The 15143-nt window shown below is 62.1% G+C and carries 15 protein-coding genes; 6 read left to right on the forward strand and 9 right to left on the reverse strand.

Going from position 1 to position 15143, the window contains the following annotated elements; translation table 11 throughout:
- The 5 genes from ACILRN_RS10100 to ACILRN_RS10120 form a co-directional block, all read right to left on the reverse strand.
- Positions 1 to 422 (reverse strand): CpaD family pilus assembly lipoprotein (locus ACILRN_RS10100; RefSeq protein WP_395687908.1); only part of this gene is annotated, 422 nt, incomplete at its 3' end.
- A gap of 14 nt (positions 423 to 436) precedes the next feature.
- Positions 437 to 1867: a type II and III secretion system protein family protein gene (locus ACILRN_RS10105; RefSeq protein ID WP_395687910.1), complete on the reverse strand. Its 1431-nt coding sequence runs from the start codon at positions 1865 to 1867 to the stop codon at positions 437 to 439.
- Between the two features lie 11 nt (positions 1868 to 1878).
- Positions 1879 to 2718, reverse strand: coding sequence for a Flp pilus assembly protein CpaB (gene cpaB / locus ACILRN_RS10110; protein ID WP_395687912.1), 840 nt, complete (start codon positions 2716 to 2718; stop codon positions 1879 to 1881).
- A gap of 80 nt (positions 2719 to 2798) precedes the next feature.
- Entirely contained in the window at positions 2799 to 3320 is a 522-nt protein-coding gene (locus ACILRN_RS10115; protein WP_395687914.1) for a prepilin peptidase, read from the reverse strand.
- Between the two features lie 161 nt (positions 3321 to 3481).
- The gene (locus ACILRN_RS10120) at positions 3482 to 3640 is read right to left on the reverse strand and encodes a Flp family type IVb pilin (protein ID WP_395687916.1); all 159 of its coding nucleotides are present in this window, start codon (positions 3638 to 3640) and stop codon (positions 3482 to 3484) included.
- Positions 3641 to 4190: 550 nt separating this feature from the next.
- Between ACILRN_RS10120 and ACILRN_RS10125 the strand changes: the two genes are divergently transcribed.
- The 4 genes from ACILRN_RS10125 to ACILRN_RS10140 all read left to right on the forward strand — a co-directional run bounded on the left by ACILRN_RS10125 (position 4191) and on the right by ACILRN_RS10140 (position 6898).
- Entirely contained in the window at positions 4191 to 4694 is a 504-nt protein-coding gene (locus ACILRN_RS10125; protein WP_395687917.1) for a pilus assembly protein N-terminal domain-containing protein, read from the forward strand.
- Between the two features lie 107 nt (positions 4695 to 4801).
- On the forward strand, positions 4802 to 5332 hold the full coding sequence (locus tag ACILRN_RS10130; protein WP_395687919.1) for a TadE/TadG family type IV pilus assembly protein: 531 nt from the start codon (positions 4802 to 4804) through the stop codon (positions 5330 to 5332).
- A 62-nt stretch (positions 5333 to 5394) separates the two neighbouring features.
- Positions 5395 to 5955, forward strand: a complete 561-nt coding sequence (locus ACILRN_RS10135; RefSeq protein WP_395687921.1) for a TadE/TadG family type IV pilus assembly protein — start codon at positions 5395 to 5397, stop codon at positions 5953 to 5955.
- A gap of 100 nt (positions 5956 to 6055) precedes the next feature.
- Entirely contained in the window at positions 6056 to 6898 is an 843-nt protein-coding gene (locus ACILRN_RS10140; protein WP_395687923.1) for an EamA family transporter, read from the forward strand.
- A gap of 4 nt (positions 6899 to 6902) precedes the next feature.
- Here ACILRN_RS10140 and mbfA read toward each other — a convergent pair whose 3' ends face one another.
- From mbfA to ACILRN_RS10160, 4 genes are all read right to left on the reverse strand, one after another.
- Complete coding sequence (gene mbfA / locus ACILRN_RS10145; protein WP_395687924.1) at positions 6903 to 7859, reverse strand: iron exporter MbfA; 957 nt, start codon at positions 7857 to 7859, stop codon at positions 6903 to 6905.
- A gap of 77 nt (positions 7860 to 7936) precedes the next feature.
- Positions 7937 to 9739, reverse strand: a complete 1803-nt coding sequence (gene lepA, locus ACILRN_RS10150; protein WP_395687925.1) for a translation elongation factor 4 — start codon at positions 9737 to 9739, stop codon at positions 7937 to 7939.
- A gap of 104 nt (positions 9740 to 9843) precedes the next feature.
- Positions 9844 to 12276, reverse strand: coding sequence for an ATP-dependent helicase HrpB (hrpB, locus tag ACILRN_RS10155; RefSeq protein WP_395687927.1), 2433 nt, complete (start codon positions 12274 to 12276; stop codon positions 9844 to 9846).
- A gap of 31 nt (positions 12277 to 12307) precedes the next feature.
- A complete protein-coding gene (locus tag ACILRN_RS10160; RefSeq protein WP_395687929.1) occupies positions 12308 to 13231 on the reverse strand; it encodes a carbohydrate kinase in 924 nt (307 codons plus the stop codon).
- Between the two features lie 155 nt (positions 13232 to 13386).
- Here ACILRN_RS10160 and zwf point away from each other — a divergent pair, with 155 nt between their 5' ends.
- Both zwf and ACILRN_RS10170 read left to right on the forward strand, forming a co-directional pair.
- Entirely contained in the window at positions 13387 to 14868 is a 1482-nt protein-coding gene (zwf, locus tag ACILRN_RS10165) for a glucose-6-phosphate dehydrogenase (protein ID WP_395687930.1), read from the forward strand.
- Positions 14865 to 15143: 6-phosphogluconolactonase (locus ACILRN_RS10170; RefSeq protein WP_395687932.1), on the forward strand; the 279-nt coding region annotated here is incomplete at its 3' end. The genes zwf and ACILRN_RS10170, both read left to right, overlap by 4 nt.

Consider the following 15143-nt stretch of genomic DNA (forward strand, 5'->3'; position numbering starts at 1 on the left):
ATGAACGCCATCGTGACCGTGTCCGACTTGCCGTTGTAGGCCGCGGTATGGATGCGCGAGCGCGGAACACCCTGCTGGGCCACCAGTGCCGTGATCTGCCCGGCGACCAGGCGCCCATGGCGGCTGCCTTGCGGATAGGAAACCGTCACGCCGGAGATCGCGCGCTGCTTGGCCTGCCAGGCAAGGGCAATGACCTTGTCAGACTCCGCCGATCCGAGCCTGCCGGAAGCGGAGGACACGGTTAGCTTGACCGGCTGCTCGGCAACCGTGATGGGAAAGCGCTCATCAGCGCTTGTGGGGACATAGACGTCGTCGAAACTGGTGGGTTCCTGGGAACAGCCAGCGAGGGCAGCGGCGCCAGCAATCAGCAGGGCTGCAAAGCCATGCCGGCCCAGTCGCGCGGTGCTGAGGAAATATGCCATTGCTGCCTCCGGTGTCATTCGACGATATGGCCGACCTGGCCGTGATACTTGGTTGTTGTCGGACCTTCGGGCAGTCCATAGACGCGGTTCAGGCGGCCCAGAAAAACTTGCTGCAAGTCAGTTGCCACGTTGAAGCGATCCGTTGGGGTTGCGAGTTCCCGCTCGCCGGTCGGCCCCACGATGTAAGGCGTGACGATGACGACCAGCTCTGTCTGGTTCTTTTCCACGGCGCGGTTGGAGAACAGGGCGCCCAGTACAGGAACCGCCCTCAGGCCGGGCGTGCCGGCCAGGCGCTGGCGCGATGAGTCGCGAATCAGCCCAGCGATCATCATCGAACCACCACTTGGGATCTCGAGCGAGGTCTGGGCCTCGCGGCTGTCGATCACGGGTTCGTCGCCATAGATGTTCGGAGCCAGATCGCTGACCTGGGTGTGGATATTGAGGGCGATGCGGCCCTCGGAGAGGACAGTCGGGGTGAAATCGAGCGAGATGCCATAGTTCCGGAACTCGGTGTTACAGATGGTATTGGTGCCGACTTCGCAATTCTGATAGGGGTATTCTCCTCCGACCCTGAACCGGGCAGGCGCACCCGATACGGCGGTGAGCGCCGGCTCTGCCAGGATGGTGGCGAGACCGCTGCTCTCAAGCGCCTTGATGGTTGCATCCACGCTCAGGACCGGGCCTGCGAGAGCGGCTGTGCCACTCAGAATATGCGCATCCTCAAACAGGGTTGTCGTGTTGTTGAAGTCGAAGTTGAAATTGCCGATCGAAAGACGGCCATTTTCGAGGTTGACACCCAGCTGCTTCAGCACGGTGCGCTTCAGCTCAACCACCCGCACCTTGAGCATCACCTGGTCACCCTGAGAGATGCTGAGAAGATTGACGACCGAGTCTGCCTCACCCTGGTTGCTGGTCATGAAGCGCTCGGCCAGTTCCTGTGCCTTCTTGCCCTGCTCTGCACTCGGCACCGTTCCCTTCAGCACCACGTTGTTGCCGCTGCTGTCGACCTGAATGGCATTGCCGGGGATTGCCCGGTCGAGGAGACCCTTGAGTGCCTGGGTATCGAGCGTCACCTCAAGATCGAGCTGGAGGACCTGGCGTCCTGCCTCGTCGAGAAAGAAGATATTGGTCTGGCCAGCCTGACGGGCGAAGAGATAGGCTGTCGTGCGGTTCTTGAGGATCACATCCACGAGTGTCGTATCTCCGACGATCACGTCCTTGGCGACGGCCGGAAGCTTGATGACCGCACTCTTGGACAGCCCGAGCCTGAGAGAGCGCCCCTGCTCCACAGCGCCTGCAGCATCGACGATCTCTGTATCGGCTGCCCGTGCAGCCGGCGTGACGTGGTCCACGCCTGAGACGGCGGCGACCGCGGCAAGCACCATGCCGAGCCGGATGAGCCGCCTGGCGAGGCTTGATTGGAGGGTGAATGATCTGTGGGTCATGATGTTGCTTCTCACCTGTTGGTGATCAATCGTTCGAGGCCGTAGCGGACAACCAGCGGACCGCCAGCCACCGCGCTCCGTCCCGTTCGGTAGGAGTCAGCGAGGACCGGACGATCGTCCTTCGAGCCGGCATCCCCCTCCTCGGCGAGGGAGCGCAGCGCCAGAGACAGTTCGCCCGACGACTCGATCTTGGCCAGCACCTCGGACTGTTGCGGATCGAGTTCCAGAACGGCCGTCCGGCCGTCCGCAATGGCGGGTGAACCATCCGGCTCGCGCAGAGCCTGGTTGATCGCCAGAACCCGCACGTTGGAGAGGACGATTTCGCTGCTGATGTCTCTGCCGCCCGAGTTCCCGCTACCGCGCCGCGTCAGAATGATGTCGACCCGGTCGTTGGGCAGGATGAAGCCGCTTGCCGCCGTACGGTCGGAGATGCCAATCGCCACGGCACGCATTCCCTGAGGCAGAATGGCGCTCATGAAGCCGCGATCGCCGGGTTGCACGATCTTGACGTCAAAAATCGGCTCGCCGACCACAATGGGCAGTCTGGCACGCGCTCCCTCAAGCGCCGTTATGGCATCGGGCTGAGTGTCCCGGTTGATCATGCCCTGGGCAATGGCGCTGCGCGGCCACGACCTCCATTCGACTGAAAAACCACCGAGCTTCTCGCCGATGTTCAGGTTCTTGGCCGCCACAAGCACTTCTGACATCGGGGTGGTTTCGACCACGACCGGGGCTGTGGTTCCGCCAACCTGCGGTGCCGGTGTTGATCGCAGCAGCCCCCTGAGCAGATAAGCAGCCAGCAGCGCCGCCACGAGAGCTACCGCGATCGCGATCAACCTGCCCCTGTTCATCTACCGATTCCTTCACGTCCAAAGAATTTCAAATAACGACTTTGGAGTGTAAAATATAAATTTGTGTTAACTATACGGCGCTAATTCGCAGTGGCCGTCATCCACCAGCCAGACGGCGAAGCGAGGATGGCCCCGGCGGCTATTGCAAAGCCATAGGGCACATTCGGCGTAATGCGCTCGAACGGCGCCGGCTGACGAAGCCCTCGAAGATCTGCCTCCCAGCGCATCACAGACCAGCCGGACACTGCCAGCGCCAGCACGCCACCCGCCAAAGTCGTGAAGACCAGGAAGTCAAAAACCTGAGGATACCCGAACCACAGCGATCCCGCGGCAAAGAGCTTGGCATCGCCACCGCCGATCGCGCGGCCCGCGAACAGCAGGAAGCCGAACAACAACGCGACCATGCCAGTCGCAACGTGCATACCAAACACCTGCAACGGCATGCCGGCCCCGATCGCCAATGGAAAAAACCAAACTGTAACCAGCACGATTAGCCGGTTCGGGATCCGCATGCTGAGCGCGTCACCCGCACCTGCAACGACCATCAGCAAGGGGAACAATACAACATTCACCCCAGGAAAAACCGATAAAGGGTCAACCATTCCCGGAACCCGGCACCCCAAGCCTCCGCAGACCTAACAACTCCGATGTTTCTATATCAGAACGGGCGCGGGAAGAGAGCAACCCAAAGGACAAAACCAACTTGGAGAACTCTCGCCCGCACCCCTTTTTCTGACCCGAGGCAACGATTTTGATTTCAGGCCTAAATCGCGTTGGCAATGGCGCTGAACTGGGCATTGAGATTATTCCCCAGCAGCGTCACTGATGTGATGATCGCAACCGCGATCAGGGTTGCAATCAAGCCATATTCAATGGCAGTCGCTCCAGATTCATCGGACAGGAAATGCTTCAGCGTTTTCATGGATAGACTCCATTCGTTGGGTTAACAGCACAATCACTCAGTTCAGGACTCATCATGAGAAAAACAGAACCTTGAGTGGTAGTTTCGAGCCTTTCATTTAATGTCTGGTAAATCGGCAGTCAAGATGATTGAGGCCCTTTGGTTGAAGAGAATTGCAGTTCTGAGATCGTATTGAAACAAAAAATCCAATATCCATGTAAAAACAAATATCATATCCCAGTATTTACTACTTATATTAATCAGTTTTCGAGCATTTTTAAACAACAACTATAGGAAAACCGAAATGAAATTGTTTGCAATTTAAAGTATTAAATTTAGTCTATTTGATATAGGCTTTTGTATTACTTGTACCTGACCATGGCTCGATAAATGGATTGTCTTAATACTTGTTTCCTCGTTTTTACAATAACTTATACTGCGCATCTGGACTTTTCAACACCTGCCGCATACCAGCCATGATTTAAGGGAAGATTCACCGTTCACTCGACAATATGCCAGCACGGATCGCGGCTGCCGTGATCCATGGCGTCACATCTGGAGCAATCCCACCATGATTAAATACTTCGGAATACTAGTATTTGCCACGTCGATGGGTCTGTGCGCGACGGGGCAGTCTCTGGCTGGAAGCGAACGCCTGGCGCTGGTCGCAGACCAGTCGCGCATCATCAATCTTGCGGCGGTCCCCGCCACCGTGGTGGTGGGCAACCCCAGCATTGCAGACGCAACGATGGACGGCAGATCCCTGTTCCTGCATGCCCGCGGACCCGGCCTCACCAACATCACGGTGCTCGATGCGCGGGGCGAAACGGTCGCAGACTACCTCATCCACGTCGTCTACGCAGACGATCAGGGAATGGCACTCTACACCCCGGACGGCCGCTTCAGCTTCGCCTGCGTGAATGACTGTGAACCGGTCATGCGCGTCGGCGACAACTCCGAACAGTTTCAGGATTATTCGACCCAGTTGATCACCAAGACGGGTCTGGCCACATCGCAAGCCCTGGGCGAGGACTTGCTGCTCGCACGCACCCCTCAGACGGGAGGCTCTCCGTAGCCAAGCCAACAGGCAGTTATGAACTATAGATTGTAATTTGATGCCTGTTTGTTGTAGAGTTGGGAGGGATAGCTTGGCGCTGGCAGGCGCGTGATCCAGGAGCCCTCATGCCGAAGAGATTCAGGCGTTCGGAAAGCGGCGCCACCGCGATTGAATTTGCTCTGGTGGCCATGCCGCTTCTCATGCTGCTGGGTGCCATCATCGAAGTGAGCCTGATGCTCACTGCTCAGTTCGAACTTCAGCATGCGGTTGAAAACACTGCCCGCCTCATCCGAACCGGAGGTGTGGCCGCCAGAGTCCCGCCCATGAGCGAAAACGACTTCCGATCGGTTGTGTGCAGCAGGGTGGTGCTGGTTCCTGATTGCGCCGCCTCGATCCACCTCGATCTTCGCAACTCAACCAGTTTCGTGAACCTGGCAGCAGTCGCGACAGAACCTAGAAATGTCGGACCACAAAACCAGGGCGACATATACATCTCAGTCTTCCAGCCAGGTGGAAGCGACAGGCCTGGCCGGCTGGTTGTAACCTATGACTGGTCGTTCGTCTTCCCGTTTCTGGGCGTGTTCGGAAATCTGCCCAACATCGAAGGCTCGCGCCGAATCTATGGCCTCGCCGTGTTCATGAATGAGCCTTTCTGATGAGCCCCCTCCCTACCAGAGCACCCCCAGACCCGCGCCGGCCGCAGAGAGCTCTCCTGGGAATGCCATCCTCCGGTCTGCTACGCCTGGCGCGTGATCAGTCGGGCGTCGCCGCGATCGAGGCCGCGCTGACCTTTCCCATCCTGATCCTGCTGTTCTTCGGCATCGTCAACATTGCTGATTATGTGGCCAACGTGAACAAGGTCGTGACGGCCAGTTCTGTGGTCGGCGACCTCGTGACGCGCAACGACACCACCGTTACGAGGGCCTCAATTACCGATTATTTCCAGGCGGCAGAGCTCGCCATCTGGCCTATACCGATCAACACGGTAAGGCTTGAGGTCGCCGCCTATCGCAAGACTGGCGGCACCATCGCTGCCACACCGCAGTGGAGGGTGATGTCGACCGGCGGAAGAGACTGTGATTCGGTCCAGACACAGCCGCTTACCAATCTCGTGGACAATGGCCAGGATGTGATCGTGTCCGTTGCCTGCATGAATTACGTACCCCCCGTTGTTGAGTTTCTGGGAATCAACATCATCGGCTTTCGAAGTATCAACATTCGTGAGCAAATGGCCATGCGGCCGCGCAAATCGAATACCATCGCCTGCACGGGCTGCTGAAGGTCGATTGCGGTGGCAGCGCCCCCATCGAACTGCGCCTTAGGTGGTTCAAACACTCCGGTTCTTGTTCTAGACTGCACCGCGAGCCGGAGCAGCACTCTTGGACCTGACCGTTTTTCTTGCCGTGCTCGCCGCGGCCGTGATGCACGCAAGCTGGAACGTGCTGGTCAAGCTGGAGCTTGACCGGTTCCTGTCGCTGCTGCTGATCCAGACGCTGATGGGCGGCGCCGGCCTTCTCATGCTGCTGGCCTTCCCCCTGCCCGCTGCCGCCAGCATCCCCTATGCGGTCGCCTCGGGCCTCTTGCATCTGGGCTACAATCTGTTTCTCGCCCGCAGTTACCGCACCGGTGATCTGAGCCAGGTCTATCCTATTGCACGCGGCGCTGCACCACTGCTGACGCTCGCCGTCACGTGGGCGGTCATGCATGAGGACGTCAGTCTGATGAGTGCGGCTGGCGTGGCTTTGCTGGTCGCAGGCATCTGGGCCGTGAGCCTCATCGGCCGGCGTGGCTTGCGGCTCGACGGACTGACGCTGTTCTTCGCCATTGGAACCTCCGTGTTCATCGCTGCCTACACGATCGTCGACGGGCTGGGCGGGCGGGCATCCGGCCAGCCATCAAGCTACACCGGCATGGTATTTGTCTTCGACGCCGTATTCCTCGCCGCAACGGCGCTGGCCCTGCGCGGGCCCGGCGTCGTCGGTCAGGTGGCGCCCTACTGGAGGACCGGGGTGACGGGCGCTGCGCTGTCGGTTGGCGCCTACTGGATCGCCATCTGGGCCATGACCCAGGCACCAATTGCCAGCGTTGCCGCGCTGCGTGAAACCAGCATCCTCGTGGTGATGCTGCTCTCGGCGCGGGTTCTGAAGGAAACGGTAAGCCCGGCACGGCTGGCGGGTGCGGCGCTCATCGTCGCGGGTGCAATGCTTATCCGTTTCGCCTGAGCCGTCAGGCGCTGCCGATGAGTATGCCGGTCAGGAACACCAGGAAGCCACCGACCGCGACCTGCATCGAAGCCCGGAGGAAGGGCGTGTCCATGTATTTGTAGCGAATCCAGGATATGGCCCAGAGCTCACAGAACACGACGGCGATGGCGATCCAGGTGGCCAGCTGGAAATGCGGGATGAGATAGGGCAGCGCATGGCCCAGCCCGCCGACCGTGGTCATGATGCCGGCTGCCAGGCCGCGAATCAGCGGGTGGCCGCGCCCCGTGAGCTTGCCGTCATCGGAGAGACCTTCGGCAAGGCCCATGGAAATGCCCGCCCCCAGCGAGGCGGCAAGGCCCACCAGGAAGGTTTCCCAGGTGCTGCCGGTGGCGAAGGCGGCCGCAAACAGCGGCGCGAGGGTTGATACCGAGCCATCCATGAGGCCGACGAGCCCCGGCTGGATGACCTGAAGCAGGAACAGGCGGCGCTTGGCCTCGCCCTCCTCGAGCTTGGCATCAGCCGTCAGATGGGTCAGCCCCAGCTTGACGGCGATCGACTCATGGCTCTTCTCGGCCTCGGCAAGGTTGAGCAGCAGCTTCTTCACCTGCTCGTCCTGCGAACGCTCGGCAGCCTGCTTGTAAAAACGATAGTTCTCGAGCTCAATGACCTCGGCGCGCTGCCGCATTTCCTCGATGTTCATCTTGCCGATGGTCCAGGCCGGCTTGTGGCGCACGAATCCCTCGATGTCGGAGCGCCGGATGAGCGGTATGAACTCGCCAAACTTGCGGCGATACAGCTCCGTCAGCGACCGGCGGTGCTCATGCTCCTCCTCGGCCATTTCCATGAACACCTTGGCGGAGGCCGGATAGGTGTCCATCAGCGAATTGGCAAAGCCGGCATAGGCGCGCGCGTCATCATCCTCGCTCGAAATGGCAAGCGCCAGGAGTTCCTGTTCGGTGAGGTCGGAGAAGCTTTTCAAGTCACTGGCCCCAATGCAATTTGGACGACTTTAGAATTATTCCAAACTACGCGCCAGGGCACAAGCAGGATCAGGTCTCAGTTCTCGTCCATCTTCAGGGCGGAAATGAAGGCCTCCTGCGGAATTTCCACCTTGCCGAACTGCCGCATCTTCTTCTTGCCTTCCTTCTGCTTGTCCAGAAGCTTGCGCTTGCGGCTGATGTCGCCGCCATAGCACTTGGCGGTCACGTCCTTGCGCAGCGCCGACAGCGTCTCGCGCGCCACGATCTTGCCGCCGATCGCCGCCTGGATGGGGATCTGGAACATGTGGCGCGGAATGAGGTCCTTCAGCTTCTCGCACATCACCCGGCCGCGCTGCTCGGCACGCCCGCGGTGCACGATCATCGCCAGCGCATCGACCGGCTCGGCATTGACCAGAATGCCGAGGCGCACCAGATCACCTTCCTCGTAGCCGATCATCTTGTAGTCGAAGGAGGCATAGCCGCGCGACACCGACTTGAGCCGGTCATAGAAATCGAACACGACTTCATTGAGCGGCAGCTCATAGACAACCATCGCGCGGCTTCCGGCATAGGTGAGCTGCTTCTGCCGGCCGCGCCGGTCCTCGCAGAGCTTGAGGATCGAGCCCAGATAATCATCAGGCACCAGGATGGTTGCCTCGATCCACGGCTCCTCGATCGTCTCGATCAGCGTCTGGTCAGGCAGGTCGACCGGGTTGTGCAGTTCGATCTGCTTGCCGTCACGAAGATTTACCTTGTAGATGACGGAGGGCGCAGTGGTTATGATATCGACGTTGAATTCCCTTTCGATCCGCTCACGGATGATCTCGAGGTGCAACAGGCCCAGAAATCCGCAGCGAAAGCCGAAGCCAAGCGCCGCCGAGGTCTCCATGTCGAAGGAGAAGCTGGCATCGTTGAGGCGAAGCTTGCCCATGGCGTCGCGCAGGTCCTCGAAGCGCGCCGCATCGACCGGAAAGAAGCCGGCAAACACCACCGACTGCGCCGGGCGGAACCCAGGCAACGGTACGACGTCCATGTTCTTTTCTTCAACCACGGTATCACCCACCCGGGTGTCGGCCACCTGCTTGATCGAGGCGGTGAAGAAGCCGATCTCGCCTGGCCCCAGCGCATCGACATTTTCCTTCTTGGGCCTGGACACGCCGACCCGGTCAAGCTGATAGACGGCATTGGTCGAGACCAGCCGCACCTTCATGCCCTTCTTCATCACGCCATCGACGATGCGCACCAGAACCACGACGCCCAGATAGGCGTCGTACCAGCTGTCCACGAGCAGCGCCTTTAGCGGCGCATTGCGTTCGCCCTTTGGCGAGGGAAGGCGGTGGACGATGGCCTCGAGCACCTCTGGCACGCCGACACCGGTCTTGGCGGAAATCGGTATTGCGTCGGACGCGTCGATGCCGATCACGTCCTCGATCTGCTGGCGCACGCGTTCGGCGTCGGCGGCGGGAAGATCGACCTTGTTCAGAACTGGCACGATCTCGTGATTGTTGTTGATCGCCTGGTAGACGTTGGCGAGCGTCTGGGCCTCGACGCCCTGGCTGGCATCGACCACGAGGAGTGAACCCTCGCAGGCGGCGAGCGAGCGCGAGACTTCATAGGCAAAGTCGACATGGCCGGGCGTGTCGATCAGGTTCAGGACGTATTTTTCGCCGTTCCTCGCCGTGTAGTCGAGGCGCACCGTATTGGCCTTGATGGTGATGCCGCGTTCGCGCTCGATATCCATCGAATCGAGGATCTGGTCGACCATCTCCCGGTCAGACACCGCACCGCAAAGCTGAATGAGCCGATCAGCCAGCGTCGACTTGCCGTGGTCGATATGGGCGATGATGGAGAAATTGCGGATGTGAGCGGTGTCGATCATGATTGCGCGGTGTTTGACATCGGGGCCCTGCAAGGTCAAGCCTCGCCGGAGGTCTAAGGCAGCGCAGACTGCATCCGCTGCAAGGCTCGATGCCCCATCCGTGATCAGCGCAGGCGCCGCGGCTTCACCGGCGCCGTATTGAGCGGGTCTTCAGGCCACGAATGTTTCGGGTAACGGCCGCGCATGTCGGCGCGGACCGAAGGATAACCGTTGGTCCAGAAGGTTTCGAGCGACTGGGTGACGGCAAGCGGACGACCGGCAGGCGAAAGCAGTTCGATGCGCAGCGGACTTCGCCCCCCGGCAATCGCCGGGGTGCGGGCCAACCCGAACATCTCCTGCAGGCGCACGCGCAATACGGGGTCGCCCCCGGTGTCATAGTCGATGCGCACATCGGCACCAGAAGGCACTTCGATGCGCGGCGGGGCGAGCGTGTCGAGCGTGCGGGCCAGCGCGTGCGGGATCATCGACTGGATGATCTGATGCATGTCGAGGCGTTCGAGATGCGCCCTGCGGCTCATGCCCGCAAGCCAGGGAGCGAGCCATTCATCGAGCGATGCGGCCAGGGCCTCATCCGAAAGATCGGGCCAGCCCGCCGCCGGATCAAGGCGGCGGAGAAACATGACGCGGGCCCGAAGAGCCTTAGCACCCTCGCTCCATGGCAGGCAGGACAGCCCCATGTCACGCACACCATCGAGCATCGCATCGGCGATCAGGGCGGGATCGATATTTATGGCGGGCTTTTCCTCCAGAACCAGCGCACCGAGCCTGCGTGATTTCGCCGCGCTCACAACCTTGGCACGGCTGTCCCAGAAGACGCCGTCGCGACTTTCGATCTGCGCGCCGAAATGCGCTTCGATCTCTCTCGGCGTGAGAGCGGCGGCAAGGAATATCTTCTGATCGCCCGCCACACCGTCGGTGGTGGCCACGGCCAGAAAGTCCTGCGTGCGCAACCCATCATGTTCGGGCAATACGGCGCCACCACCGCCCGACAGGCGGTAACGCCCATCACCGCCACGGCGCTGGGCGATGCGGTCGGGGAAGGCGAAGGCCAGAAGCACACCATCGCTGAGCACTTCACCATCGTCGGCGATACGAGCGATCTGCCGGATCTGGCGGGCCGCCTGGCGGATCCGGTCACGCGCCGTTCCCTTCAACTGGCTGAAACGCTCGGTTACATCAACGCCCATGCCGCGCGGCAGGCCGTCACGCTCAGAGAGAAGGGCCGCGAGCTCAGCGGCACGCAAGCTGCCTGCCCGGATCACCATGTGCGCAAGGCGCGGGTGCAGCGGCAGGCGCACCATGGCCTTGCCCATGTCGGTCATGCGCCCTTCAGCATCGAGCGCCTCGAGGCGTTGCAACAGCTCACGCGCCTGGGCGAATGCGGCAGCCGGCGGCGGATCGAGCCAGGCCAGGGCCTGCGGGTCAGCCACGCCCCAGGCAGCCAGCTCCAGCACGAGCGGTGCGAGATCAGCCACCAGGATTTCCGGGTCATCATGGGGCTTGAGGGCGCGCGTCTCGGCTTCCGGCCAGAGGCGGTAGGCGATGCCGGGCCCCAGGCGGCCAGCCCGGCCGCGACGCTGGTCAGCCGCAGCCAGCGAGACGCGGATGGTCTCGAGCGCGGTCATGCCAGTGGCGGGATCGAAGCGCGGTACGCGCTTGAAGCCCGCATCGATGACGGCCCCGATGCCATCGATGGTGAGGCTGGTTTCGGCGATGGTGGTGGCCAGCACGATCTTGCGCTCACCGGCGGGTGCCGTCCTGATCGCGGCGTCCTGCTCGGCAAAGCTCATCGCGCCATAGAGCGGGCGAACCATACTGTTGCGGGGAAGGACAGAGGCAGTGAGCGCATCCGCTGTGCGGCGGATTTCAGCCTCGCCCGGAAGGAAGACCAGAATGCTCCTGTCGGTTTCGGCAAGCGCGCGGTGAACGGCGCGGACGGCATCCGCCGCCAGCGTCTGGCGCTGAGCCTTGTCGAGATAGCGTGTCTCGACCGGAAAGACGCGGCCTGGCGCCTCGATCACCGGCGCGCCACCCAGATGGGCGGAGAGGCGGCTGGTGTCGAGCGTCGCGGACATGATGAGGATCCTGAGGTCCGGCCTGAGCCCGCGCTGGATGTCGAGCGCCAGCGCCAGGCCCAGATCGGCATCAAGCGAGCGCTCGTGAAATTCATCGAAGATCACCAGCGATATGCCCTTGAGCTCTGGATCGGACTGCAGGCGGCGGGTGAGGATGCCCTCGGTGACCACCTCGATCCGGGTCGCGGCAGACACGCGCCGCTCCATCCGCACCGTGTAGCCCACGCTCGCGCCCACCTCCTCGCCAAGGCTCTCGGCCATGCGGTGGGCCGCATTGCGTGCGGCGAGGCGACGCGGCTCCAGCATCAGGATCTTGCCGCCTGCGAGCCAGGGCTCGGCAAGAAGCCGAAGAGGCAGGCGGGTGGTCTTGCCGGCGCCGGGCTCTGCCACCAGCACGGCGCAGGAGCCTGCGGCCAGCCCGGCGGCAAGCTCAGGGACGATCTTGTCGACGGGAAATTCCATGCCGCTCACCTCAGGCGGGCGGCGGCGATTGTCAAGCGAGCTCACGCGCCCAGGGCGGGTCGGCGCCGGGCCGCGAGCAGGTGATGGCCGCAGCGCGCGATGCGAACTCCAGGGCGGCCGCGAGATCCGTTTCCGAAATCGCCGCGATGCCCCGCTTGGCAAGGAGACCGCGCTGGCGCAAGGCACTGAGGAGCCCAGCCGTAAACGTATCACCCGCACCCACGGTATCCGCCACCTTCACCTTTTCGGCGGGGCGTTGAAGATGCAGGGATCGGGTGAAGGCCTCGACGCCGCCGGCACCGCGGGTCACAAGCACGAGCTTCGCTCCGAGCCGCAGCCACTTGCGGGCCGCAACGCGGGCATCATCCTTGCCCGTCATCCAGATCACATCTTCGTCCGAGAGCTTGAGGATGTCGGTCATGGCGATCAGGCGCCTGAGCCTGGCGAGATGACTGCGCCGGTCCTTGATCTGGCTGGGGCGGATGTTGGGATCGAGCGAGATCACCCGCTTGGCGGACTCCCGCTTCATCAGGGCCTCGAGCGTGGATCCGCCCGGTTCAGATATCAGGCTGATGGATCCGAAGTGCAGGGCCGCGACCTGCTGTCCAAGCTTGGGCAAATCGCGCCTCGTCAGCATGCGGCCAGCCGAATTCTCGTCAAAGAAGGAATAGCGGGCATGGCCATCCGTCAGCTTGACGAAGGCCAGCGTCGAGGGCCTGTCCCACACCTTGGTGAAACGCAGCCGTACATGGCTGGCGGCAAGCCCCTCGCGCAGCATGTCGCCGAAGAAATCCGTCGAGACGCCGGTGAACAGGCCAACCGGCTGGCCGAGCCGCCCGAGGGCGATCGCCGTGTTGTAGACGGAGCCGCCGCAGAATGGCTGGTAGGCGACCCCGCCCTCAGCAGTCTTGCGCGGCAGAAAATCGATCAGGGCCTCGCCACAGCACAGGATCATGCCCCTACCCCCTCTTTTCCTCACCTCTGACAAGCATTGTCCAAGACCCCGGAAATTGCAACAAACCAAGCTGCTTACGCAGCGCCGCCGTCATTGACTTGCCAATGAATTGCTTTATCTGAGCGGCGCACATCAAAAATCGCGGAAACATGCGCATGACCTCGCGGATCATCCCGGTGGACCTGTTCGACCTCGTGGTATTCGGCGCCACGGGCGACCTTTCTCAACGCAAGTTGCTGCCCGCCCTGTTCCACCGCGACCTGCACGGCCAGATCCCGGCGGGCGCCCGCATCATCGGCTGCTCCCGCCGGGCGCTGGGCCACGATGGGTTCATCGCGTTCGCACGCCAGGCCATCGAGGACCACGTGGCGGCGGACGACCGGCCAGCCGACGTGGTGGCGCGGTTTCTCGGACGTCTCGACTATGTGTCGGCCGATGCCGCGGAGGAAAACGGCTGGGCAGAGCTTGGCCGCATTCTGGCCGCTGGCGCAGACCGCATTCGCGTCTTCTATCTTGCGGTTGGGCCCGACCTGTTCGGGCCGATCTGCGAGCGGCTGGCTGCCTGTCAGCTCGTGACACCCAAGACCCGGGTGGTGATCGAAAAGCCACTGGGCAAGTCAGGCGCCTCGGCGCGCGCACTCAACGCTTCGATCGGCAAGGTGTTTGCCGAACCGCAGATTTACCGCATCGATCATTATCTGGGCAAAGAGACGGTGCAAAACCTGATGGCGTTGCGTTTTGCCAATGCACTGTTCGAGCCGGTGTGGAATTCGGGCCATATCGATCATGTTCAGATCACGGTGGCCGAGACGCTGGGCGTCGAAGGCCGCGCCGGCTACTACGATACGGCTGGCGCATTGCGCGACATGGTGCAGAACCACATGCTGCAGCTGCTCTGCCTGGTGGCGATGGAGCCACCAACATCGACGGAAGCCGATGCGTTGCGCGACGAGAAGCTGAAAGTGCTGAAATCACTGAAGCCGATCACCGGCGAGGCGGCGGGCCAGCTCAGCGTGCGTGGGCAATACCGCGCAGGCGCCGCGGGTGGAGGTGCGGTCAAGGGCTATATAGAGGAGCTCGGTTCGAGCGCCTCTCGCACAGAAACCTTTGTTGCGCTGAAGGCCGAGATCGCCAACTGGCGCTGGAGCGGGGTTCCCTTCTACCTCCGAACCGGCAAGCGTCTGGCCACGCGCGTCTCGGAGATCGTCGTCACCTTCAAGCCTATCCCGCACTCCGTATTCGACGCCGGCGCCGGGCCGATTGCGCCCAACAGGCTGGTGATCCGTCTGCAGCCCGACGAAGGCGTGAAGCTGTGGCTGATGATCAAGGATCCTGGGCCGGGCGGCATGCGGCTTTCCCATGTGCCGCTCGACATGAGCTTCGCCGATGCCTTCAACGTGCGCAACCCGGATGCCTATGAAAGGCTGATCATGGATGTGGTGCGCGGCAATCAGGCTCTGTTCATGCGCCGCGACGAGGTGGAGGCCGCCTGGGCGTGGATCGATCCCATGCTCGAGTCATGGTCTGCCTCTCCTGATCTGCCCAAGCCCTACACCGCCGGCAGCTGGGGCCCGTCTGCCGCGGTGGCGCTGATCGAGCGCGACGGCCGCACCTGGTACGAAGACCAGGACCTATGATCGCCGAAGAGCGCATCTTCGGCAGCCGCGGGGAGCTGGCGGACGCGCTGGCCAGGGACGTTGAGGCCGACCTCGCTCGCGCGCTCGCAGCCAGGGGCACGGCCCTGCTCGCCGTGTCGGGCGGCAGCACGCCTGCTCTCTTCTTCGAGCGGCTGTCTCGCGCCCCGATCGACTGGCGGAAGGTTCGCGTGACGCTGGTCGATGAACGTCAGGTGCCGGAGACCAGCGACCGCTCCAATGCCAGGCTCGTGCGCCAGCACCTGTTGCGCCACGAG

It is taken from the genome of Aestuariivirga sp., from assembly GCF_044238155.1.
GTDB lineage: Bacteria > Pseudomonadota > Alphaproteobacteria > Rhizobiales > Aestuariivirgaceae > Aestuariivirga.